17 protein-coding genes are annotated in these 23,966 nt (G+C 49.5%); 7 read left to right on the top strand and 10 right to left on the bottom strand.

Annotated features, from left to right (window positions below; translation table 11 throughout):
• Positions 1–25: 25 nt before the first annotated feature.
• Complete coding sequence (locus C162_RS08485; RefSeq protein ID WP_036693494.1) at positions 26–2,734, bottom strand: glycosyl hydrolase family 95 catalytic domain-containing protein; 2,709 nt, start codon at positions 2,732–2,734, stop codon at positions 26–28.
• Between the two features lie 155 nt (positions 2,735–2,889).
• Between C162_RS08485 and C162_RS08490 the strand changes: the two genes are divergently transcribed.
• Positions 2,890–3,774, top strand: a complete 885-nt coding sequence (locus C162_RS08490; protein WP_036693496.1) for an AraC family transcriptional regulator — start codon at positions 2,890–2,892, stop codon at positions 3,772–3,774.
• 17 nt (positions 3,775–3,791) lie between these two features.
• On the opposite strand, the gene cydC is transcribed toward C162_RS08490, so the two are convergent.
• The 4 genes from cydC to C162_RS08510 are packed head-to-tail and all read right to left on the bottom strand — an operon-like array spanning position 3,792 to position 9,666.
• Positions 3,792–5,531, bottom strand: coding sequence for a thiol reductant ABC exporter subunit CydC (gene cydC, locus C162_RS08495; protein ID WP_036693497.1), 1,740 nt, complete (start codon positions 5,529–5,531; stop codon positions 3,792–3,794).
• Positions 5,528–7,288, bottom strand: a complete 1,761-nt coding sequence (gene cydD, locus C162_RS08500; RefSeq protein WP_036693499.1) for a thiol reductant ABC exporter subunit CydD — start codon at positions 7,286–7,288, stop codon at positions 5,528–5,530. Before cydD ends, cydC begins: the two co-directional genes overlap by 4 nt.
• The gene (locus C162_RS08505; protein WP_036693500.1) at positions 7,289–8,302 is read right to left on the bottom strand and encodes a cytochrome d ubiquinol oxidase subunit II; all 1,014 of its coding nucleotides are present in this window, start codon (positions 8,300–8,302) and stop codon (positions 7,289–7,291) included.
• Positions 8,299–9,666: a cytochrome ubiquinol oxidase subunit I gene (locus tag C162_RS08510; protein ID WP_036693502.1), complete on the bottom strand. Its 1,368-nt coding sequence runs from the start codon at positions 9,664–9,666 to the stop codon at positions 8,299–8,301. The genes C162_RS08505 and C162_RS08510 overlap by 4 nt, the downstream gene beginning before the upstream one ends.
• A gap of 265 nt (positions 9,667–9,931) precedes the next feature.
• Between C162_RS08510 and C162_RS08515 the strand changes: the two genes are divergently transcribed.
• The 4 genes from C162_RS08515 (at position 9,932) to C162_RS08530 (ending at position 15,291) form a co-directional block, all read left to right on the top strand.
• On the top strand, positions 9,932–10,927 hold the full coding sequence (locus tag C162_RS08515) for a substrate-binding domain-containing protein (RefSeq protein ID WP_036693503.1): 996 nt from the start codon (positions 9,932–9,934) through the stop codon (positions 10,925–10,927).
• On the top strand, positions 10,924–12,390 hold the full coding sequence (locus C162_RS08520; RefSeq protein WP_036693505.1) for a sensor histidine kinase: 1,467 nt from the start codon (positions 10,924–10,926) through the stop codon (positions 12,388–12,390). Before C162_RS08515 ends, C162_RS08520 begins: the two co-directional genes overlap by 4 nt.
• Entirely contained in the window at positions 12,365–13,699 is a 1,335-nt protein-coding gene (locus tag C162_RS08525) for a response regulator transcription factor (RefSeq protein ID WP_036693508.1), read from the top strand. The genes C162_RS08520 and C162_RS08525 overlap by 26 nt, the downstream gene beginning before the upstream one ends.
• Before the next feature lie 212 nt (positions 13,700–13,911).
• Positions 13,912–15,291 (top strand): sugar porter family MFS transporter, encoded by a 1,380-nt coding sequence (locus tag C162_RS08530; RefSeq protein WP_036693509.1) that lies wholly within the window; start codon positions 13,912–13,914, stop codon positions 15,289–15,291.
• 327 nt (positions 15,292–15,618) lie between these two features.
• Here C162_RS08530 and C162_RS08535 read toward each other — a convergent pair whose 3' ends face one another.
• The 5 genes from C162_RS08535 to C162_RS34265 are packed head-to-tail and all read right to left on the bottom strand — an operon-like array spanning position 15,619 to position 22,543.
• Positions 15,619–17,439, bottom strand: a complete 1,821-nt coding sequence (locus C162_RS08535) for an ABC transporter ATP-binding protein (RefSeq protein ID WP_084648859.1) — start codon at positions 17,437–17,439, stop codon at positions 15,619–15,621.
• Entirely contained in the window at positions 17,378–19,177 is a 1,800-nt protein-coding gene (locus tag C162_RS34250; RefSeq protein WP_051493321.1) for an ABC transporter ATP-binding protein, read from the bottom strand. The genes C162_RS08535 and C162_RS34250 overlap by 62 nt, the downstream gene beginning before the upstream one ends.
• A gap of 8 nt (positions 19,178–19,185) precedes the next feature.
• Positions 19,186–19,491 (bottom strand): ATP-binding cassette domain-containing protein, encoded by a 306-nt coding sequence (locus C162_RS37580; RefSeq protein WP_051493322.1) that lies wholly within the window; start codon positions 19,489–19,491, stop codon positions 19,186–19,188.
• Complete coding sequence (locus C162_RS34260) at positions 19,488–20,894, bottom strand: ABC transporter ATP-binding protein (protein WP_051493323.1); 1,407 nt, start codon at positions 20,892–20,894, stop codon at positions 19,488–19,490. Before C162_RS34260 ends, C162_RS37580 begins: the two co-directional genes overlap by 4 nt.
• A complete protein-coding gene (locus tag C162_RS34265) occupies positions 20,891–22,543 on the bottom strand; it encodes an ABC transporter ATP-binding protein (protein WP_084648861.1) in 1,653 nt (550 codons plus the stop codon). Before C162_RS34265 ends, C162_RS34260 begins: the two co-directional genes overlap by 4 nt.
• Positions 22,544–22,688: 145 nt before the next feature.
• Between C162_RS34265 and C162_RS08555 the strand changes: the two genes are divergently transcribed.
• Together C162_RS08555 and C162_RS08560 are read left to right on the top strand one after the other, a co-directional pair.
• Positions 22,689–23,273: a TetR/AcrR family transcriptional regulator gene (locus tag C162_RS08555; protein WP_084648862.1), complete on the top strand. Its 585-nt coding sequence runs from the start codon at positions 22,689–22,691 to the stop codon at positions 23,271–23,273.
• Between the two features lie 18 nt (positions 23,274–23,291).
• The gene (locus C162_RS08560; protein WP_036693513.1) at positions 23,292–23,888 is read left to right on the top strand and encodes a hypothetical protein; all 597 of its coding nucleotides are present in this window, start codon (positions 23,292–23,294) and stop codon (positions 23,886–23,888) included.
• Positions 23,889–23,966: the final 78 nt, after the last annotated feature.

Raw genomic sequence — 23,966 nt, forward strand, 5'->3', positions numbered from 1 at the left:
AGCCTTTGGAATCGGCCCGTCTCTCTTACACTTCAAACGCCACTGTAACCTCTGTTCCTTCACTTAGTGTGATTTGGATATATTTCCCCCGTGAATCCTGTAACACATCCGCCCTATCCCCGTTGATCCGGGCCTCTGTCCAAGGAAGTCCCGCGCTTAACCGGATGACGTTCTCATTCCTGTGGGAACGCAGTACCAGATGCACCGATTTGGCAGGAAGATTCCAGGTTAATGTCTTGACTTCAGCCCTGGTTCTTGCCATAAGCCCATGTATAGAACCCGTCAGCCAATCGGAAGGCAACGCTGGCAGGATCTCTATTTCACCTGTATTCGAGAATAACAGCGCTTCATTAATAGCTCCCACGGTACCGAATAAGGTATCCGTACAATAACAGTTGCATCTTCTGTTAGAATCATGATCTGTCATTAAGGAGCTGTAATAAGCCGCATCTCTCATCATGGGCAGAAGGGATGACAGTACTCCGTCACCATTTTTCAACCTGGCTTGCACCAGTGCCTTATGCATCCAGCCGTGCCCTGCTGTATCGTCGCCTGTATTCAACCGGTCTCTATTATCAATCGCTATCTTAGCTGCCCGTGTCAGCGCAGGATCGGTTTGTGTCTCATAAGCAGGCCATGCCGGATACAGATGACTCAAATGACGATGGTTGTTATTTTCTGTATATTCATTCATAGCCCATTCGCGCAAAGCACCATCGTAGTCATATTTATAATTCGGCAGCAGCTCAAGTAACGCCTTCCACTTAGCTATAGCTGCTTCATAACCCTCGCGTTTGACTTCCCCTTCCATTGCAATAACCATAGAGAGTCCATCTCGTGCAGCTGATATATCCATTGTGGCATTCGCCGTAATTGTGCTGTTATACCCAATAGGATGGTTTTCCGGAGAATATGCAGGAATAATCAAGTATTTCTCTCCCGGAACAAGCCGCACTTTCCCCTGCTGATAACAGGCCTTCCCGTTGATATCCGTGTAATATTCCGGTGTACAGATCTGCTCCCAAAAGTTGGCCTGCTTGGTAAGCAAGGGAAGCAGGATATCTGCTGCAAGATCCAGATAACCTTTGTCTAGCAGCTGGGTGAACTCCTCATCACTCATGCCTCCATCTTGTACACTCAGAATGGGCTGAAGCTCATGAATCCGCATCTTGTCATGAAGAGGTATCTGCTGATTACCGTAACATTGCCAATATTCATAGATGGGCAGAAGGCACCAGCTTGCCCCGGCATTCCAGTACTCAAACGGATAATCATTGTCATATTCGACATGCATGGCCCGGTCCCCGTCAGAGTTAACGGAGACCTGAATTGCATCGTGCATCCCGTATGCCATCCGCGCATTAGCTTCAAAGTCGGGAGTATTCCGGAGGAAAAATGTAATATACCCGAGCGCTGCGTGAGTTAAATGACCAGTATTCATGGCTGCCACCTGCAGATTCACATTGGCATCCAGCGTATAAATCCCCCGCCAGCCAGGATTCCACTCTCCGGTCCACATTCCATATAAGCGTGGAGCGCTTGCACCGCTGCAGCAGATCATGGCATACCGCCCCTGATTGTATACCTGCTCCATAAACGCATGATTAACCCTTACCGGGGTTGATTGTTGCTCAGCGATTAAGGTCTGGTTGTCCGAATTCTTGTGAGGTGCATCGCCTTCAATACGGAAGCTCACTGCATTAAATTCTGCGGAATGCTTCATAGTGTGAGCAGCCAGGGCCGCTTCATAATCTAAATGACCATCCGCCGCTGAATATTTTTGAACAACAGCATGGGTCCCTTCAAAGAGCTCGTCTACAATATTGTAGTGAGCCATTGCACCAAACTCTTCGATTCTTCCTATAGTATGTGTTCTGCATGAGCGCGTAATTAGATACACAGCATCAGCGTCCTTAATCTGGATTGCCGGGTTGGCCTCTTGACCAACGTTCACTGCTTCATGGTTGTCCGGCATCAGTATTCTCTTTTTGGTGCCGTTCACAACAACAACCTGAGTCAAGCCGGCGTATCCCCCGTAAGCCAGTTCACTTCCCGCATAAAAAGGATAATGTACAACCTGGGCGAGAACGCCGGCATTTGCGTCCACCAGCTTTTTATATTGCAGTCCGTTCAGCTCGTTATGACCTTCGTTCGCTCCGCTCATCGCGGATATATCATCAATGGAGAGGGTTATATTTACTTTAGCACCTGTAGAAGAAGCTGTAATCCGGGTAATAGAGACATTATCCTCACGAGAAGTAAAGGATGTACGGACCCACTCCCCATTCTCATCGCTGTACCGCACCCCTGTCTCCGCAGTTTCATAATTCGTCCATCGCTGATACCCGCTTAAGCTGCCGTGGGAGGGTATATTGAACCGGAGCTGATGCCCCGGATGGTAGCTGTAATAAAAGGTTCTGATCCGGGTAGATCCGTCAGCATCTGTAATCTTCCATTTATCGTTCTGCTTGTACACATTTTGCCTGGCGGCATCCAGTTGTCCTGTCAATTCTTGCGGAACCGCACGCGGGTCCCTGGAAGGATAATTAAACCACATATTCTGAAAAATAAAGCAGTCCGTATACGGCGAGCCTGAAGTAATATATCCGTTCTCCCCGTTTCCGCTAACCATACCTTCCCGCCATGCATTTCCGGGATGAACTGTTGAAACTTCTGTATAGGCATTTGCATAATTCCCCTTCGTATACATCCGTGCTGGTTCCGGTACAATCATCAATGGATCTCCTCCTGAGCGGTTTGGGCTAATGACTCACATTACATCGATATTCAGTAATAATTATATCAATGGAGGGTGAGATTCGTTATCCTTAGAGATGACAAGGAAGATCAATGAATGTCGCATTTTGACAAGGGGGAGCGTGCAGAAGAATGAACTTACCTGACATTAACATCGGTGATCTGGATATCAAGCTGACTCTGGGCACAATGGTATTGAACGTATTGTATGTCAAGTTCGGGTACTTCTATAAGGCTATGCCTGCACACAGCCACAGCCAGGGAAGCTATGAGCTGCATTACATTCCAACCGGACAGGGAACTCTGATTGCACAAGGCAACCGTTACCCTATCTCGCCTGGCATGCTCTTTGTAACCGGTCCGGATGTCGTTCACGAGCAGATTCCCGATCTGAAAGACCCCATGGCGGAATATTGCATCTTCTTTGAGATTTTGCCCGGAAATTCTGTTTCTCCGAATGTAAAACATCCCCACTTGAGCGAGCCGTCTCTCCCCGAACTGCTGGTAGCCAACCCCTTCTGGATTGGGCAAGAGGACGGTACAATGCTTGCCTTATTCGAGATGCTTGCCGAAGAACTCTCCCGCGGGCAAATCGGAGTCCATCAGATGGCGACCAACATTCTTGAGATGATTGTGATTTGCCTGTTAAGGCATTATAGAGGGAATTACACCACTATAGCGTCCCTTCCCCTGAAGACTCTCGATGATAGCAGACTGCTCATGATAGAGAACTGCTTTTTATATGATTACAACTCCATTACGCTACAACAGCTTGCCAATCAATTAGGCCTAAGCACCAGACAGACGGAACGAATGGTTCATAAGCAATATGGCATGTCCTTCAAAGATAAGAAGCAGCAAGCCCGGATGGGCGCCGCTTCAAGGCTTCTGCTCACAACACAATTATCTATTGGCGAGATCGCAGCACAAGCTGGTTTTGCCACCCCGGAACAATTCAGCAATGCGTTCAAAAAGTATTTCGGCGAAACCGCTACTCAACACAAAAAGAAGCGTTGAAACGAAGCCTGCTTCGTCTAATCCCGGATGGAGTAAAGGGGGGCTCCAATCATTTGCAGCTCAATCTGCTTCATCCGGTACAAGTAGCCCTCTTGTTCCATTAACTCCGCATACGAACCTGTTTCGATGACCCTGCCCTGCTCCATGACGATAATCCTGTCCATACCTTCCAGTCCGGTAAGCCGGTGGCAAATGAGCAGTAATGTATCTCCAGCGGACTGTTCGTAGAGGCGGGTTAACACGCGCCCTTCTGTTACATAATCCAGCGAAGAGGTCGGTTCATCCAGCAGCCATAACCGCCCTTTGCGGAGCATCACCCGTGCCAGAGCCAGACGCTGCTTCTCGCCGTCGGACAGGTTCTCTCCTTTTTCGAATACAACATCGGTTAATGCCATATCCGGCAATTGGGCCTTAGCCAGAGCTTCTAACAATGCTTCGTCAGACTGTTCTTCTCCATTCAGCAGCAGGTTATCACGGACCGTTCCACGGAAAAAATGACTTTGCTGTAATACGACATTAGACGCTGCCCAAAGGCCTGTCTCATCCAGCTCTTCTACCGAAATGCCGTTAAAACGTATATCCCCGGATACAGGCGAGCGCAGCTTGAGCAGCAGATCGATCAGGGTTGATTTGCCGGAACCGCTCGGTCCGACCACTGCCGTTCTGGAGCCTGCCGGGAGCAGTAGCGACACCTCTGTCAGCGCAGGCCGCCACTCCTCTTCATATTGGAACGTGACACCGGACAGCTCTACCGAAACAGGCTCTCCCGCCGCCAGGGTGCGGCCCGGCTGCACAGGTAAATTACCGGCAGTCAATACGGTATCAGTCAGCCTTTTGGCCGCGTGCTCGCTGTCTTGCTTATAAGCAGGTAAAGTAGCCATGGCCGCGGCTTCTTCGAACACCGTCTGTGAAGCCATGACAAGCATCGCTAGAAATACTCCGGCCAGCGCACCTTCCACAATTAGATAGGCCCCTAACGTCAGTACACTCCAGGAAATAAAAAAGGTCACAAAAGTGTGCATCGCCTGTCCGCGCAGAAGATGGCTTGCTGCACGCTGCTGCTCTGCTGTCAGTGCTGCCGAAGCCGCCTGGAGCTGCTGTTCCCGCTGCGGCAATTGCCCGTACACCTTCAGATCACGGAAGCCGTACAAGACCTCGGTGACTTCCGTTGACAGCAGCGCCCGCTGCTTACGGACGCGGCCGTGTATCGACCGCTGACCCAGCAGTACGATTCCCGGTACCACCCATGCGGTCAGCAGCATTCCTGTTACAAACAGGCAGGCCATCCAGAATGAATAAGAGGCACTAAACACCATGGTTGCCAGAAAGACCGTGATGACGATAACCGGCGGATAAGCGACACGCAAAAAATAATTCTGCAGGCTCTCTACATCCCCGACAATCCGCGCCAGCAGATCTCCGCTGCGGTTCTTGTTCAATATACCGGGCGTTAAAGGGATCAGCCTGGCAAAAAAGCCTGTGCGCAAACGGCTAAGCATGGAAAAAGTTGCCCTGTGCGAATAAAGGCGTTCTCCATAACGGCTCGCCGCCCGGAGCAGGCCCAGCAGCTTGACCAGCGCGGTAAGTACGATCAAGGTATAGAGCGGCGGCATGAAGACCGTCTGTGAAATCAGATACCCGCTCGCGGAGAAGAGAGCCACACCGGCTGCGCCCGCAATAAACCCTCCCAGAATCGATAAGAGAATATCCTTACGCTCCGCTATCATAGCCTTGGACAAAATCGCCAGTTCGTTCATGCTGACCCTCCTTTTCGCTGAATATCAACCATCTCGGCATATTGAGGCACACGTTCAAGGAGCTCGTCGTGAGGTCCTGCCGCCGCCAATACTCCATGCTCCATAAACAAAATGTGATCCGCTTGCCGGATCGTATATAACCGGTGCGCGACTGTGATCATCGTTGCCTTTCGAGCCAGCTCGGTTATGGAGCTTTGCAGGATTTGTTCGGTCTGCAAGTCGAGGCCTACCGTAGGCTCATCGAACAAGATCAGGGCCGGACGTTTCAAGAATGCCCGCGCTAAAGCAAGACGCTGCTTTTCCCCTCCCGACAGTCCCCTGCCGCCCTCCCCAACAAGGGTGTCCAGTCCCTGTTCCAGACCGGCAACCAGCGGTGCAAGTCCCGCATCCTCTGCGGCCTGCCTGATTTCTTCTCTGGAGACCTTGCGTCCGGCACCGATTGCGATATTGTCAGCGAATGTGCCGGCAAAAATATAGGGGTGCTGCGTAATGTAGCTCATCTGCTCAAACCATGAATCTTCCTCCCACCCCGTCAGCGGGCTTCCGTCCACCCTCACTGTCCCTGATACCGGCTTCAAAAGCCCGGCAATGAGATGGAGCAAGGTTGTTTTGCCCGAGCCGCTGTGGCCGACGATGGCAACATGCTGTCCTGGTTCTATGGATACGGGCCCAGCCTTAAGCTCAAATGAACCGGGTGCATAATGAAAATGCACATCATCCAGCGCAATGGATGGCGGCATCCGTAGCAGCTTGGCTGAGGACTGCCCGCCCCCTTCCGGCTGTGTGCCGGTGCCGCCGCTTATATCCGCAAGCATCTGCTCCACCTTACGGACCGCCCCCATACTGGTCCGCCCGCTGTGAAAAGCGGTTCCAGTATTCTTGAGCAGGTTAAAGAACTCGGGAACAAGCAGCAGAACAAGAAAGGCCGTGTGGAACGGCATCGATTTGAATACGAGCAGTTGAATAGCCAATTCAAGAGCAACAATCCCGATACCCAGCATGACGATGGATTCCAGCATAAACGTATTCGTAAAGGCAACCTTCAGAATATCCATGGTCGCATCACGGTAACCCAGGCTGCTGCGCTCAATCTGCTGCTGCTGGCGGCGGGATTGTCCAAATATTTTCAAGGTCACCAGCCCTTGAAGCGAATCCAGGAAGGTGCCGGAGAATTCTGCAAGCTGCTCATACTTTTCTTCGGATTTATTCTTCGTTTGCATTCCCACCAGAATCATAAACAAAGGGATGAACGGTGCCGTAAACAGCAGAATGAAGCCGGTATTCGCATGTAAAATAAACGTAACGGCCAGAATCAGAACCGGGATGATCGCTGCTTCGGCCATCCGCGGCATATAGTGACTGAAATAGCTGTCCGCCTCGTCCACTGCATCCAGCGCCACACTGACCTTTCCCCCCGTCTGACCCCGCAGTGTTGAGGGTATGGACGCATGGGTAAGCTTCTGCAGCACGGCTGAACGCATATTTGCCTTAGCGTCGGCAGCCATAGTTAGGCCTACTCTTCCGTTTGCGTATACCAGTAAGGTGCGGATCGCCATCACTGACAGCAGAAGCGCGAGCAGCAGAGCAACCGAGGATAAGGAAGCCCTCTCCACGAACACCCGCTGGACCGCTTCCGCCAGCAGCCCGGCCTGACTTACAATCGCAATGCCGAGCAGGAGCGACAGGAGGGTCAGTATAACAAGTCGTTTTCGTTGCCCAGACATTTGCTCAGCGATCAGGCTTGTTGTCTTGTTCATTTATTTCTTTCCTTTCACATAATCTGCGTCAAAGAGGAACAGCTTGAACACCAGAATCAAGGAAGGAATCAGCAAGCACATACCGCCGATGAACACAATGACCAGCGCCAGGCCCATGGCCGGTGAAGTGATGCTGTTCCCGATCGTTATGAACGGGTCCAGAATATAAGGATACTGCCCGATCCCATAAGCGAAGAAGGCGCATAGGAATTGCAGCATGATGCTTATGAACGCCAAGCCGTAACGGCGTCCGCTGTACAGCAGCCACATAGCAAGCATGAAGAAAGCAACGGACAGCGCAAGCAGCCACCATAAATCCATCATATTTTGAAAATGCCGCGCATTGTGCTGGCCCAAATAAATAAAGGCCGTCAGTGCGGTAATAATGGTCGGGGTGCTCCAGAACAGCGCATAAGTGCGCATCAGCTTCAGTGCATTATGATCCTCAGCCCGGGAAGCATAAAAGGTCAAAAAGGAGGCGCTGATGAACAACACAGATACAATCGCCAAGCCTACAATGCTCCAGGATAAGGGGTTCGTAAACAAGGCCCAGTAATCCAGAGACACGGTCTCTCCCTGCTTAAAGATAAAGCCGCCTTCCGACAGGGTAAGCGCCACGGACAAGGAAGCGGGAATCAGCAGGCCCGAAGCGCCGTACAGAAACAGATATACGATGTTATTTTTGGAGCCGTAATTCTCAAATGCATAGAACGAACCGCGGATCGCAATGAGGATAACGGCAATACTTCCCGGAACTAGCAGCGCCGATCCGTAATAATAAGCGGTATCCGGGAAGAAGCCGACAAGTCCAATGTAAAAAAAGACGAAAAAGACATTGGTAATCTCCCAGACAGGCGATAAGTAGCGGGAGATCAAACGATTGATCAGATGATCCTGCTTCGTCAGGCGGGCATAAAAGGCAAAGAACCCGGCTCCAAAATCAATAGAGGCCACAATTAAATAGCCGTATAAAAACAGCCAGAGCACTGAAATTCCAATCAGCTCGTAACTCATTCTATGTGCTCACCCTTTCCTGTTGATTTGTCGCCGGGATGCTGATTCCACTTCTCCATCTCGGTTTCTGCCGGATTGTCTTTGAACATGCGCCGCAGCACAAGAACACATACAGTTCCCAACAGGATGTACAGCAACAGGAATACAAAAAACAGGATTCTCACGCTCGGGGATGTCGTAGCCCCCTCCTCTACACGCATGTATCCCCTTAAGATCCAGGGCTGCCGACCAATTTCAGCGTAAAACCAGCCTAGCTCGACTCCTACAAAAGCAAGCGGTGCACCTAACGCGATAGCGCGAAGCAGCCATTTGTTATGCTCATTGCGTTTCTTCCAGAATACAAACAGGAAATACAAGAATGAAATGCCTAATAATGCGAACCCTACACCGACCATCAGATCGAACAAATAATGAACCAGGAGCGGCGGCCGCTCATCCGCAGGGAATTCATTCAGACCTGTCACTTCTGCATTGAAATCTCCAAAGGCGAGGAAGCTGAGAAATTTGGGAATGTGAAGTGCGCCCAGAACCTCATGCTCTGCGTTAAGCCACCCCAACAGAACCAGATCTGCTCCGCTTTCCGTTTCAAAATGCCACTCTGCCGCAGCCAGCTTCTCCGGCTGATGCTCAGCCAAAAATTTCGCGGACACATCTCCAGCAAGTAGGTTCAGAAGTCCAAACACCATGACCACGGCCATCATCAGCTTCAGCGCTTTTTTATGGTATTCCGAGGCGCCCTTCCTCAGGAGTGCAAATGCGGCAATACCTGCCAGCAGTGCGGCTCCGGTCAGATAGGCTGAGCTTAAGACATGGAACACCTTGGAGAATGTCGCTGTATTCAGCATCGCCTCCACCGGATTCACTGCTGTGAATTGCCCTCCCGCCATGGCGAAGCCCTCGGGCTGATTCATGAACCCGTTTACAGTTGTGATAAAAACAGCGGACATCCCGGCACCGGCAACAATTGGGATCGTAAGGAGCCAGTGGATATATGGCTTTTTGAAGCGGTCCCAGGTATAGAGGTAAATGCCCAGGAAGATCGCCTCAAAAAAGAAAGCAAACACTTCCATAAATAACGGGAGCGCAATCACGTTACCGGCCAGCTTCATGAAATTCGGCCAGACCAAGGCTAGCTGAAGCGAAATCGCCGTACCTGTCACCACGCCCACGGCCACAGAAATGACAAACCCGCGGGCCCATCTCTTTGCCATAAGCGTGTAGTGAGCGTCTTTTGTACGAATGCCCATGAATTCAGCAATGGCGATCATTAGCGGAACCCCAACGCCAATTGTTGCGAAAATAACATGGAACCCCAGTGTCAAGCCTGTCACCAGTCTGCTCCACAGCACGGTATCAATGCCCATTACGTTAGTGCCTCCTTATAAAAGCTGTTAGATATTTTGAATTATTATATCTTTAATTTTAAGTAAATCGGTTCCGGTCACCTTTTTGCCTTTAAACGTTCATGAAAGGATCAACTCTTTTTAACATCTTGGTGAATACTCCTGAAACTACTCTTTCGGGCTATTGTTTGATAGGAAGTTACATGCTATGGACTGTTTCATATTCCGCCTTTGTCCATTTCATGTATAATGGGCAATACCATGTTGATGATTGAGGGAGATTGTAATGCCAAACCGGAGATGGACCATCGCTTTGGTCCTGATTGTATCCATGTTCGTGGGACTGCTGCTGCAATTCAGCAGTTCGTTCATTCAGATTCACACTCTCGTAAAGCCTTTGCAGACGCAGCCCGCTTCAGGTAGTGACCCGGTCCACATCGTATTGATTGCACAGGAGCTGGACAATTATTCCTGGCGGGCGATTGAGCAAGGGGCCAGGAAGGCGGCCTTGGCCTACGGCATGGAGCTGGAATATATCGGGCCAGACCGGATTAATCCTGAAGAGCAAATCCGTTTGCTGGATAAGGCTATCTCCGCCAAGGCCGATGCTATCCTGTTTCAAGGAATTGATAACGACGAATACCGCCGGTTAATCCGCAAAGCAGCCGGTCTAGGTATCCCGATGATTGCTGTGGACACGGACGAGCCCGGTTCTGAGCGGCTGGCCTATGTGGGCACCGACAACCTCGGCGCCGGCCGGCAAATGGGTGAATTGGTGGCCGAGGCTTCCGGGCAGCAGGGCAGCATCGGCGTCCTGATCAGCAACGAGCAAGCGGAGAATCAGCGCTTGCGGCTGAAGGGCTTCCGTTCGGTCATTGAGCAACACCCCGGACTTCACATCACTGAAATCGCAACTTCCGATATCTCGATGCTCCAGGCCGCTCAGGAAGCCCAGACCATGCTTGTCCGGTATCCGCATATGAACTATATGGTCGGGTTCAGCTCATCCGACGGATTGGGCATCCTGGATGCTGCACGGCGCGTAAGGCCGGGTGGGGTGCAGATCTTCGCTTTTGACGATAAAATCGAGACAGTTGAGGCCGTCCATGCAGGGAACATCAAGCTAACGATTGTTCAGCAGCCGGTAGAAATGGGTATTCAGGCGGTTCAGTTGCTGCACGGCTATTGGCAGGGGAGCAGCCCCCCATCTGTAACCTATACCGGTACCTATGTGTTGAAGGCCGACAGATCAGAGTCTGCACCTAGGGGGACAACACCATGACCATTCGCATGAAGCTGCTGATTTTCATTCCGCTACTCGTCGTACTCGCCAATTCCGTGGCTTACTTCGTGTTCCAGAGCGGGAAAATCGTACAGACCAGCTATGACGAAATGATGGAGCGGATTCTGCTGATTGAGAAAACGACAGAGTCGGCGGAAAGCAATCTCCACTTACTCTATGCTTACCTGGCCAACCCCGCGGAGACCTCAGAACTCCAGTCTGCCGGGAAGGAGCTGCTGGCGCTGCAGCATGAGATCAAGTCGTTGCCCAAGCTTAATTCTCCCACCCACATCTTCGATCCGGAAAGCTACCTCAACCTGGTGTCCACGTTGCTGGAACAGCAGCGCCTCTCCATGGCATCGGCCCAGCGCGGAGATCTGCAGTCTGCTGTCCAGTCTTATATGGAGACGGAGAAAATCGCCGGATTCATCCGCGAAGACGGCCAGCAGCTGGTTCATTCCGAGCTGGCCTTCTACCGCCCCATTATCGAAAGTATTCGTACAGAGAACGAACGGATGAATCAGCGCGGGACTGCTCTGTTCGTGATGAATACACTCATGAGCGTTCTATTGGCCGTCTGGGCTTCCCGCAGTATCACCGTTCCTGTCCGCAAGCTGGTGGAGATGGCGAAGCATATCGCCAAAGGGGACTTAGGGATCAAGCCGGAGCTGCAATGGCACAAGGAGGATGAGCTGGGCTTGCTGTCAAAGGCTATTCAGCAAATGTCTGCCGATCTTGGCGTGCTGATTGAGAAGGACAAAAAAAGCCTGGAAATGCAGCGGATCGTAAAGGAGCTGGAGCTTCAAGCCTTACAGAGCCAGATCAACCCTCATTTTCTGTTCAATACGCTAAATGTCCTCTCCAAGCTGGCCTTCCTGGAGGGCGCGGAGCAAACCAGCGATTTGACTATCTCTTTGTCCAATCTGCTGCGCTACAGCCTGCAGAAGCTGGACCAGCCCGTCACCCTCCAGGAGGAGTTGACGCATATCCGGGAATATGCCGCGATCCAGCAGACCCGGTTCCGGGACCGGATCGGGTTCGAGCTGGAGGCGGACCCCTCTGCTTTGCCGGTGAGGATTCCGGCATTAAGCCTCCAGCCTTTGCTCGAAAATGCTTTTCAGCACGGGGTGGCCAAGCTGGAGGACGGAGGACGGATCTCTCTCATCGTCCAGCGGAGGACGGAGGGCATCTGCATTATAGTAACGGATAACGGAGCCGGGATGACAGAGGAAACCCGGCTCTCGCTGCTGCGCCTCGAAGAAGACCGGGAAGATCAGGAAGTCAAAGCATCCACCGGCATCGGGACCCGCAATGTGTTCAGACGGCTCCAGCTTTTCTATAACCGGGATGATCTGATTGAAATATTCAGCAGTCCGGGACAAGGTACGACCATTCAAATTAAGATTCCTAATGTAGGGGAAGAAGGAGGGACTCCAAATGTACCGGTTATTGATCGTGGATGATGAACCGATTGAACGCGAAGGTCTTGAATGTATGGTGAAGCGCTACCTGCCGGACACCTTTGAGTTCATCCATGCCGCAAACGGCCGGATGGCTATTGAATATGCAGAGAAATACCGGCCGCATATTGCCATAATGGACATTAACATGCCCGGCATCGGCGGGCTGGAGGCGTTACGCGAGATGAAAGAGCGGCTGCCCGGCACCCGCTTTATTGTTGTGACTGCTTATGATTATTTTGCGTATGCCCAGGAAGCGCTGTCGCTCGGGGCGAAGGAGTACATCTTAAAGCCGGCCAAACGGGAGCAGCTTATTGCTGTATTCCAACGGCTGGTCCGGGAGATTGAACAAGAGAGCGAGTCCAGAGCAAGGGAGCTGGATCTGCGTGACAAGGTCTCTCAGCTTCTGCCGGTTGCCGAGAATGAGCTGGCGCTGATGCTTATGCTGGACCACAGCGCCGATGCCAGCACCGGACAACTCGCTGATTGGCTGGGGATGTCTCTTAAGCAGGGGAGTGCGATCGTTATTGCCTATAGCGGTGAGGCTTACGCCCGGATGAAAAACAAGATTTACGACCATCTCCGCAGCTTCATCAAATCGCATGGACCCGGCTCAGTGGTCAGCCCCCTAATCGACCGGCACATGGCCATTTTTCTGCATCAGCCTGCAATCAGCGAACACGACTGGCGCCGGCAGACGAAACAGCTCTCGGAGCAGCTTACTCAGGTCAGCGAACAGACTCTTGGCCTGAAGGCTTCCATCGGAATCGGATCGCTGCACAGCGGAGCGGACGGATTCCGCACCTCCTATTACGAAGCCGTATTTGCCTCTACGCTGCCGGAGCGGACGGAGACGGTCTGCCATTTCGATGAGCTGAAGCAGCAGAATGTCCTGCTCCCCTCACCGGGCGCCGCAGATGGAAATGGTGCAGACGTTCAGCAATCCTACGTAGCCTCCGCCCTGCGCCAGATGCGTGAACAGCGCGAGGAACAGACGTTAAGCGTGCTGGACCGGGCCAAGCAATACATCATAGAGAACTTTACGGAGGACTTGTCACTGGAGGATGTCTCGGAAGTTGTCCATCTGAACCCTCATTATTTCAGTAAAATCTTCAAGCAGCAGTGTGGCGAGACGTTCATTGATTATGTCACCCGGCTGCGGATTGAGAAGGCCATTGCCTTAATACGCTCCACCCCTCTCTCCTTGAAGGAGATCTGCTTCGAGGTCGGCTACAAGGATCCGAACTATTTCAGCCGTGTGTTCAAAAAAATCACGGGTGTCTCTCCCACCTCATACAAGGATCAGTCTTAGCTGTTATGGATTATATTGAGATTACCAATCAAGATAATGCTAGACATTACCCTTCTTCTCTTCCCTGCTTCTGACAGCTTAAAATAGTGCGGGAACGTCCCGAATTAGTGAAGACGATTCCAGACCCCGCGCCGGAAGACGCGTGCTATACTTCTTTCTGAAGATCAAGAATCCTTTAAAGGATACGGTCTGCATAAAGAAGGGAATGGTACATGATGAACAAAGTATCGAGCAAATTTATATTTTTCTTCGGCTCGTTTGCAGGTATTCTATTTGGCTATGATATCGGCATTATTGCCGGTGCGGAAGGACATATTAAAAGCGATTTCAGCCTAAGCTCCCTCTGGATCGGTATCGTAGTCTCTTCGCTGATGGGGGGAGCGATTATCGGGTCGATTCTTAGCGGGTTGCTGGGGGATAAATTCGGCCGCCGGAAGCTGATTCTGATCTCTTCCCTGATCTTCTTCATTGGTGCCATCGGCTCCGCCGTTGCGCCGGACGAAACGACTCTGACTGTGGCCCGGATCTTCCTGGGGATTGCGGTCGGTACAGCTTCTTCCCTGGTTCCCGCCTATATGTCTGAGATTGCTCCAGCTCACATGCGCGGCAAGCTCTCCGGTTTAAACCAGTTGATGATTGTCATTGGTATGCTGCTTAGCTATATTGTGGCCTTCCTCTTTGAACCGGTTCCGGGTAGCTGGCGCTTAATGCTGGGCAGCGCCGCCTTGTTCGCCATTATTCTATTCCTGGGTATGCTAAAGCTGCCGGAATCACCAAGATACTTGATTAAGAACGGCATGAGCGGCAAAGCCCGTGAAGTTCTAAGTGCGCTGCGCACTTCCAAGGATGAGATCAATGCCGAAATTGCCGAGATCGAGGGTGTTGCCGATCATGAACAATCCGGAATCTCTCAGCTCTTCCACTCCAAGTTCCGCATGGCTTTAGTCATCGGGGTCGGCATGGCCACCTTCCAGCAGATCCAAGGCGCCAACTCGATTGTGTACTATGCCACAAGCATTGCCCGCAACGTCGGCTTATCTCCGCGGCTGGCTGCCGGATTCACCGTCATCGTGGGAGTAATTTTCGTGTTAACGACGATCCTCTTCCTGCAGTTTGTGGATAGATTCAACCGCCGGACCATCCTCACTGTGGGCAGTGCGGGGATGGCGCTGTCCTTCTTCACGCCGGCTCTGCTCGGCGGATTCGGAGTCGAAGCAAGCGTACTCAATTGGGTGACCTTAATCGCGCTTTGCAGCTTCATCCTGTGTTATGCCTTTTCTTGGGCGCCGCTTACCTGGATTATCGTCGGGGAGATCTTCCCGCTCTCTGTACGCGGCATTGGCGGCGGCATCTCCTCCGCCTTCAACTGGACGGGTTCGCTGGCTGTGGGTCTGATCTTCCCTATTCTTGCTGACCAGTTCAGCTTCGGAGTCATCTTCTCGGCCTTTGGCTTCATCTGTGTCCTGGGTCTCCTCTTCGTCCGCTTCGTGGTCATTGAGACCAAAGGCCGCACCCTGGAGCAGATCGAGACTGAGATGGCCCTTCATTCGGAACAAAAACAGCTGAAGCATCGGCTGCAAACAGAAGTTTAAAGAGTTTAGCAATACAGGCTGACCAAATCGACGGGTGTTACTCCGGCACTTGGTCAGCCTTTTTTTGCTGAGCTTATTATTGGATGCCCGCCACTCCAAAGGTGCTATTAATGGCTTTTTCATAACTACCCCAATCAAAATGAAATGGACCGATATTTACTTTTGTGATTTCCCATCTATTAATAGATCGGCATACTTGATATTTTTTTGATGCTCCTCCAGAGCATGATAATCCGAGCGGCTTGCTGGCTTTGCCTCTATGGTATCGAGAGATTGATAGTGAGTAAGAGCCCAAACCGTTACAAGGTATGGGCTCTATAATTTTTGCTAAACATACCACTGCTCTTGGGTTGTATATAACCTTGTATACTCGCCATCTCTCTGGATCAGCTCGCTGTGGCTGCCGACTTCGACGATCTCACCGGCCTTCATCACTACAATTCTGTCCACATGCCGGCACAGGCCTGTGCGGTGTGAGACGATAATTGCAGTCTTGCCCTGAGCTACCGTAAGGAAATTCATCAGGATTTGATGCTCAATCAGCGGATCCAAAGCGCTAGTCGGTTCATCCATCACGATAAGCTCACTATTCTTGAATAATCCTCTGGCGATAGAGAGCTTCTGCCATTGTCCGCCTGAAAGCTCTACCCCATCGAATTCTCTCCCCAGTGTACGATCGAGCCCTGCGGGGTCAATATCCAGTTCAACCATTTCCAGCACATCCAAGATATCACGGTCAGCATCAGACCTGCCCAGATCCGAAATACAAATATTCTCTCTTAGCGTAAGGGAATATCTCATGAAATCCTGAGGAATGATAGAGATCATTTGGAAGAGAGCCTCCTGATTAAGCTCCGCTAGCGCTTCTCCATCATAAGTAACGGTTCCGCGCTGAACGGGGTATAACCCCAAAATTAACTTGGAGAGTGTCGTTTTCCCGCTTCCATTTTCTCCTATAATCACTATCTTCTCACCTTTATGAATTTCCAGATCGACTCCTTTAATCGTTTTGTCACCTGCATTGGGATAAGTAAATTCAAGCTGCTCCAGTCTTATGCTTTCGGTAAGACTTTCTTTTTGCACTGATCCGTTACGCTCTTCAGGTAAGTCCAAAAAAGCATAATAATCCTTGGCGAAGGCTATTTTCTCAGGAAGGCTGCCCAAATCCATTAAGAATTTCTTCGTTTCATTCTGCACAGATAAGAAAGCCCCAACGCTTGCTCCGAACAAGCCTATGTTAATCTTGCCGGATATGGTTAGGACCAGTGCGAGAACGACACTCGCCGTATAACCAATGACACGAATCGTATCGCAGAAGAGTAAGGATAATGCATCCTTTTTACTGAATTCCCATAACTCCTTATTGATCTCAACTCTTGTTTCTTTGAATTGCTCTCTTAAGTACTGGTCGAACCCCATGGTTCGCATTTCTTTCACTGCTGTCTTATCATTGAACATTTCCCAAAGATAATCCCTATAGCGGACTCGTTTGGTTTGTCTCTTCTTGAGCGCATAGAAGTCCTTACCACGCAGCCTTCTGGCAATAAAGTAGGGCATGACTGTCAACAAAGACAACAGAATAAACAGCAGATTGTAGCTGGCCAGCACAGACACCAATGAGATAATGCTAATAGCGCTGGTAACAAATACGGCGGAGGACATATAGATTTGACTAAGAACCTCACGGTTCACACAATCCATTGCCCGGGTCTTAATGTTCATGGTCTCAGAGTCCTCATATTGAATCAGCGGTAACCGGGAGCTCTTGTGGGCTATAGCCTGTTTGTGATAGTCTGTGCATCGTTCATAGACTCCGGCATTGATCGTGATATTAGAGATGAACTGAAGAATCTGCTTCAATACATAGCCTGCCAGCAGAACTCCCCCGTAGACAAAAAGAGACTCCGCCTCCGTCCTGCCCTGTGTGTAAGCGAAAATTTCATTAAAAAGTCTGGCTGATACAATCGTTATAAATACCGGGAAAATGCCCTCAAGCAAATAATACAGCGGGGACAAAATCCCTGACCAGGGAGCCGCTTTCAATGTTTGCTTGTATACTCTGAGCACAATCACCAGCGGTGTGTATTTATCCTTCATGATCATCACTGTCCCTATACCAAGAGCTTTGCTTGCTCCATAGATTTGCATACATACCCTTCTGACTAATTAAGTGTTCGTGAGTTCCGTCTTCTGTAATAGCACCGTCTTGGAGCACTAAGATACGGTCAGAGAATCTGGCGCTCGCCAAACGGTGAGAGATAAATAAGCAACCCTTCTCACCCATCATATCTCTAAAAGTTGCGTACAATTCACTTTCAGCCACCGGATCTAATGCCGCTGTCGGTTCATCCATAATCATGAAAGGGCAATCTGTTAAATAGGCACGGGCCATGGCAATCTTCTGCCATTGTCCTCCGGACAGATCTATACCGTTCTCCGCAATCTTCCCTAAATTTGTATCCAAATCAGACAAAAACCCATCCGGTGCTGCCTTAGTCAGAGCGCCTCTGAGGTCATTGTCATGTCCTATTTTGGCTATGTTACCAAAAGCAATATTCTCACGAAGAGTCAATGAATACTTGCCGTAATCCTGAAAGATAATCCCGATGCTGTTTCTCAGGTTTTCTTGACTAATCTGGTTCAAAGGTACACCATATATCAATATTTCTCCGCGATCTGGAACATATAGCTTTACTAGCAGCTTCACAATTGTCGATTTACCGGCCCCATTCCCGCCAACCAAAGCAATATGCTCATGCTGATTAATGGTGAAGGAGACCTTCTTCAGCACCTGCTCTGTTGTCCTTGGATAGGTAAAACAGACATCTCTAAATTCTATGAATGGATACGGTTCAGAGTTTACAGATGCCGGTTGCTCGGATTCAGTTGTAATTTGCCGCTCTGGAAGCTGCATGAACCTTTCATAATGCATAATCTCCATACAACGATGAGACAACCGGGAGAACAGCAATGACAGATCATCTGCAATTCCCAGAATACTGCCGGATGCTCCAATCAAAGAAACGAACAGCCCGACTGAAATCCGCCGCTCCATGACTCCATGAATCAGCTCAAAGATCACCAGTCCTATCCACATCAGAAGTAAGAAGCTGCTGGCAGCAAAATAGCGATGAGACTTTATCGTAGTCATCAACCGCTCTTTCAGCACCTTTTCCGATTTTTGTTTCCATTTACTCTGTATGTATCCAACCGCACCAAATACCTTGAGTTCAAAGAGGGGCCTTTTGTCACTTAGCAGTCCCCCCAAGTAGGATAGTTCACGCTCATCCCGGGATTGGCTGGTGAACAGTCCGTTCATCATTTCCATGGCTTTGAAGTTCAGTACCACCATTAGTGTGAAAATAACCAGGAAGGCCACAGTGAACCAGCCCGATACCTGTAAAAAAATAGCCATCAAGCTCACTAAGCTGACCAGCTGCGAAATCATCGTTAAGGTCTGGATCAGCACCTCCAGAATCTTCTCATCCGGGTGATTCCCCATTTTGTTCAAATGATCCTGTACCTTCGAATCCTCGTAACAGGAGTACTCCATCCGGTTAAATTTCTCCACAATCTCTTCCATAAAATTCTGGTTCAGCTTACTCCTTAAGCGTAGGGTAATCATGCTGTCCATGAAGGTACTATTCGCTGTGAAGAGCAAGGTGCCCACCAAGGCTGCTCCCCATTGGACAAGCTGATTCAGCGGAACACCATTATTGATATAACCTTGTAAAGAATCAATCAGATGCTGTGTTATGTATAGCGTCAGCGGAGTGGTCAGAGCAAGCAGCAGGATCTGTAAGAACTTCAAGATGATCAGATAGGGAGCATATTTGTATAAAATAGCAATCGATTTTATGGCTTGCTTGAGCATAATTTCATCCATTCTCTCCTTCATTTCCCGCAAACGGTGATCTGTCCTTGATTCAGGTAGATGACCTTATCTGCGTGTTCACACGCATACTTGCGGTGCGTAATCAATATGACAATCTGCTGCCGGTCATGGGCGCGTTGCTGTAAGGCTTGTACAATGTTCTCCTCAGATTGTGCGTCAAGTGCGGATGAGACCTCGTCTAATAAAAGAATGGGGGCATGACTAAGCAAGGCTCTCGCCAATGCAATTCTTTGCTTTTGTCCTCCCGACAGGTTCTGGCCCCTCTCCAGTACTGGACTCTGAAGCTTCCCGGGCAAGGACATCATATATTCAATGATATCGGCCTCCCTGGCCGCTTGGAATATCCCTCATCACTGGCTCCCGGGCGGCCCAGACGGATATTGTCTTCAATCGTTCCTGCAAAAAGAAACGGCTCCTGCGGAACATAAGCCATCCTGCTGCGAATCCGCTCCACATTCCATTCGCCTGCGCAAGCATCAGGCAAACAGATTTCCCCGGTCGGACTTTGCTGAAACTGGAGGAGCAACTCCATTATCGTGCTTTTCCCGCTCCCGCTGCTTCCAACCAGACACACAAAACTACCCGGATCGATTCTGAAAGATATATTGTGCAAGAGCTGCTGCGGTTCCAGTTCAGAATCTATCATCACCGGCCCCCTTCGCCCATAGCCGAAGCTGACATTCTCAAATGCTAGATAAGCTTCGGAACGGACAAGCTCTATTCTGCCTTTCATCTCCTCCGGTTCATAGTCGAACAGCTCGAAGAAACGTCTGGTTCCTGACAGAGATGTCTTCAGTTGATGCAGCGTTCCTCCCATACTGGCAAAGCTTGAGGTTACCCCATGCTGAAGCTGGGTCACTGCAATCAATGTAGCCAGGGGGAGCATACCCCTATACACAAGAACTGCTCCAACCATATATATGCCAATATTACTCAGGGATGCAATTGCATAATTCATACCATCGAAGGCAGAGAGTTTTTTGCCCAATTGATAGGAGTGGTGAATATAGGTTTCATTCTGTGCATTCAGCTTCTGCTGGAAGATTCCCTTAAGCCGGAAGAGTGCAATTACTTCTCTGCCGCCTATCCCTTGAACAATGATATCCAATAGTCTAGCCTGGCTCTCCTGTACATGATTGCTTCCCTGAGAGAGTCGTTTGCTCAAGTGACTATTGATGTAAGTTGAGAGCATTCCCCAGCCAATGATTCCAATTGCCAGCTTCCAATTCAGAACCCACAGGGCAATAATCGAACCCATGCCATAAAAAATCGTAGATAACAACGCACTAAGATGATCTGTGTACACCCGCTCTACCTGGTCTAAATCATGGGTTAGCCGTGAAATGAATTCACCTTGCCGGTGGTCATTATAGGAATTAACGGGCAAGGAAAGCAAATGCTCGTACGCCTGATTGCGGTAGATTTCCATCACTCTCTTCACTGACCTCATGCCAAGAAAGCGAAACAGAGGGTGAAGAACGCAAGTCACGCTAAGGCTAAGGATAAAAAGCACAAACGAACCCCACAGCTCGCCCGGTTCATTTTTAGTTACCGCAGCAAATAAATCCATGTAGACAAAGGCCAGAACCAGATTCAGCCCTACTCCGATAGCATTCTCAACAATGAGGCAGAGCAGATAGGGTATGGAATAGGCCTTCATTCTACATAGCAAGCTGGCTAATGCACGGATGGAAGAATCTGCTCTCAACGGACCGCCACCTCACCTTCCGCATCCAAAAGCTGTCCCCGATCCAGAATAACCAGCTGATCCGCAGCCTTGATCGTTGCCAGCCGGTGGGAGACGATGATAATCATATGCTCCCGCTTATATGTATTTAGGAAATCTATTAATTCCTGCTCAGCCACAGCATCCAAAGCAGAGGTTGGCTCATCCATAATCAGCACTGGAGCGTTCTTCAACAATGCGCGGGCGATGGATATCCGCTGCCGTTGCCCTCCAGATAACGCCTCGCCAGAGACTACAGTGTCATAGCCCTCCGGCCATTCATGGACAAATCGATGCACACCTGCTGCCGTAGCTGCTTCCATGACTTCCTCGCGCGTGGCATCCAGCCGCCCGTAGCCAATATTGTCCAGAATCGAGACCGGAAAGATATAAGGCTCTTGCGGAACGAATGCAATTAACGGGGCTACCGAATGGAAGCCTACCTGACGAAGATCATGCCCGAATAGTGTAATGGTGCCTTCTAAGGGTCTATCATAACCACAGATCAGCTTGACTAATGTACTCTTCCCGCTGCCGCTTCTCCCCGCAATGACAGTGATTCCAGGGGAGTCCGCCTTGAAGCTAATATTAGATAACACTACCTTGTCTTTATAGACGTAGGATACCTTGTCACAGGATAGTGTACCTTCGCGGCCCTGAAGCTCCACATATTCTCCTTCCACTTCATTCTCTTCATACAGCTCTGCGATCCGGGACAGCACTCCTCCCAGACGTCTGGCACTCGACACCATCCCCGGCAACAGGGATAGCGGACGGACCAGATAATTCAGGAGCTGAAGGAAGCTTACTAATTCACCCACATTCATCTGCTGCTTCTGCGTAAAGTACCCGCCAATAAGTACACATAGGGCATAGGGGAACGCACTGATTACAATTTGCACAGGAATTAGAGCAGATAGTTTCCGTTCCAGAGTGAGCTCCTTTAACCGGACACTCCGGGTTTGCCCCTGAAATTTGTCAATAAACCAACGGTTCTGCTGATACGCCTTGATCGTCTTCATCCCTCGCCGGGTTTCGTTCAGTATGGAGGTGAGTCCAGCCGTCTGATCAGATAACTGTCTAGACACCGAAGAAATGGAGGTGACCGTTCTATGAGACAGCCATAACGAGACAGGCACAATCAGCAGAGATACCACCAGGAGCTTCCAGCTTATACATAGCATAAAAATGATGGCCCCTAGTAGACGGACAGGCTGGTAGATGAACTGGTGAAGCTCCTGTCTGATGAACTGTTCCACCACCATAATATTACTGGATAATGTCGTAATCAGATCCCCCGCTGCTTTATCTTTCGACGAGTTATAGGGATGGCTGATCAACCGGCCGAATCCATCCACACGCAGATCACGGGCAATCAGCAGACTCGACTGGTTCGCGGCATTTTGATTCCAATATTTGAACAGAATACCCGCGCCGAGAAGAAGAACATATCCCCAGAGACTCGCGTATACCCACGCTCCGCCATCCGCATGCACCGCACTTGCACCATTAATGATCTGCATCAGCAAATACGGCAACGCTAGCTCCGTACAGCCAATAAGCACATTAAGCCCAAAGACCCACACAAATGATCTTAGATATGGCTTACAAAAGCGAATAAGAACCTTCATTCCCTATCTCCTTCATGCATTTCCCAAAATATAACTATAATTCAGGAAATCTACAACCTGTTGGATTATAGGGATTGACAATTTGTTGATGCGATAATAACATAAGTTACATAACAATTGTTATTTTTTATTTTAGTTGAAGGAGTTGAGAAAAATACCGCCAAAAGCAGAAATTACTCGGGAACAGGTCTCCCTTACAGCATTTGAACTAACCCGCCAAGCCGGATTCGAGGTGCTGACAGCCAGAAATATCGCGGAAAAGCTAAAATGTTCTACTCAACCTGTCTACCGATTGTACAAAAGTATGGAAGAGGTCAAGGAAGACGTATACAAACGTACTGTTGATTTCGCATTAAATGAGATCAAACAATACAGCAATGAGAAGAATGAACCTGCAATGAACCTGGCAGTAGGTTGTTTATTTTTTGCTCAAGCAGAGAAGCATCTGTTCCGATTGTTATTTTTATCTGAGTACAGCAGTGACTACACCAAGAATAATGATGACCTGCTTAATGAAGAGATTTATCAGGCATTTCTCCAGTTAGATCCTCAGCTATGCACGATGAGCACAATAAAAACCCGGGAAATGTTCAAGAAGCTTTCGGCATATTGGCTCGGAATTGGAGTTATGATCCATATGAACTCGCAGGAACTAACCATTGACGACGCGATAGTCATGCTTGAGGAAATGTATTATGTATTGAAATGTAGTGTACTTTCCAAAAAATAATTACCGAAGAGGAGAACCATGATTACATTTCTGACTCATTATTATAGACAGGGTGATACACCATTCCGCAGCCTATCCGCATTAAGTGATTCTGATGCAATTCAAGTTATGGAGTCTTTATATGTGGATAACCCGGTTGCCGATAGATTCAAGGAACCTGCTCAATATTTACATAATAGACGGCAAGCTGAACAATGGGTAAGGAGTGAATTTATAGCACAAGGGGGAAATCCCCAAGAAAATTATCCACTCTATGCAGTGCTGGGCTACTCTCAATGGATGGAAGATCACTTGTCTGCCCTTGAATTAAGCAGAATCCGTGTTCCGCTCAGTGTTTTTTCGCACCAGGATATAAGCTTCACTTATCCCGATAGCATGGTTACCTATTGGCTGGGGGCAGATAAGGAATCTGCTCATTATCAATTACAGTATCATGGGAGAATCTTTACTCTCTCTGACTTAGATAGGTTAGAGGATATTTACGGTGCACCAGAGGATAAAGGCAGAACTGCACTTTGGGAAGGTATGGGGCCTTATATTGAATACATTGAAGCTCAAATCTGGAATCCACAGCCCCTTTACGATTACTTAAATTCATCGATTCAACATTTTTAAATTTTGCTGAATAAAGAGGCATATCATTTGATACGCCCCTTTATCCAGCTTATTTCAATTAAATCAAACCGTTTCTAT

Source organism: Paenibacillus sp. FSL R7-269 (assembly GCF_000517865.1).
Lineage (GTDB): Bacteria > Bacillota > Bacilli > Paenibacillales > Paenibacillaceae > Paenibacillus_AQ.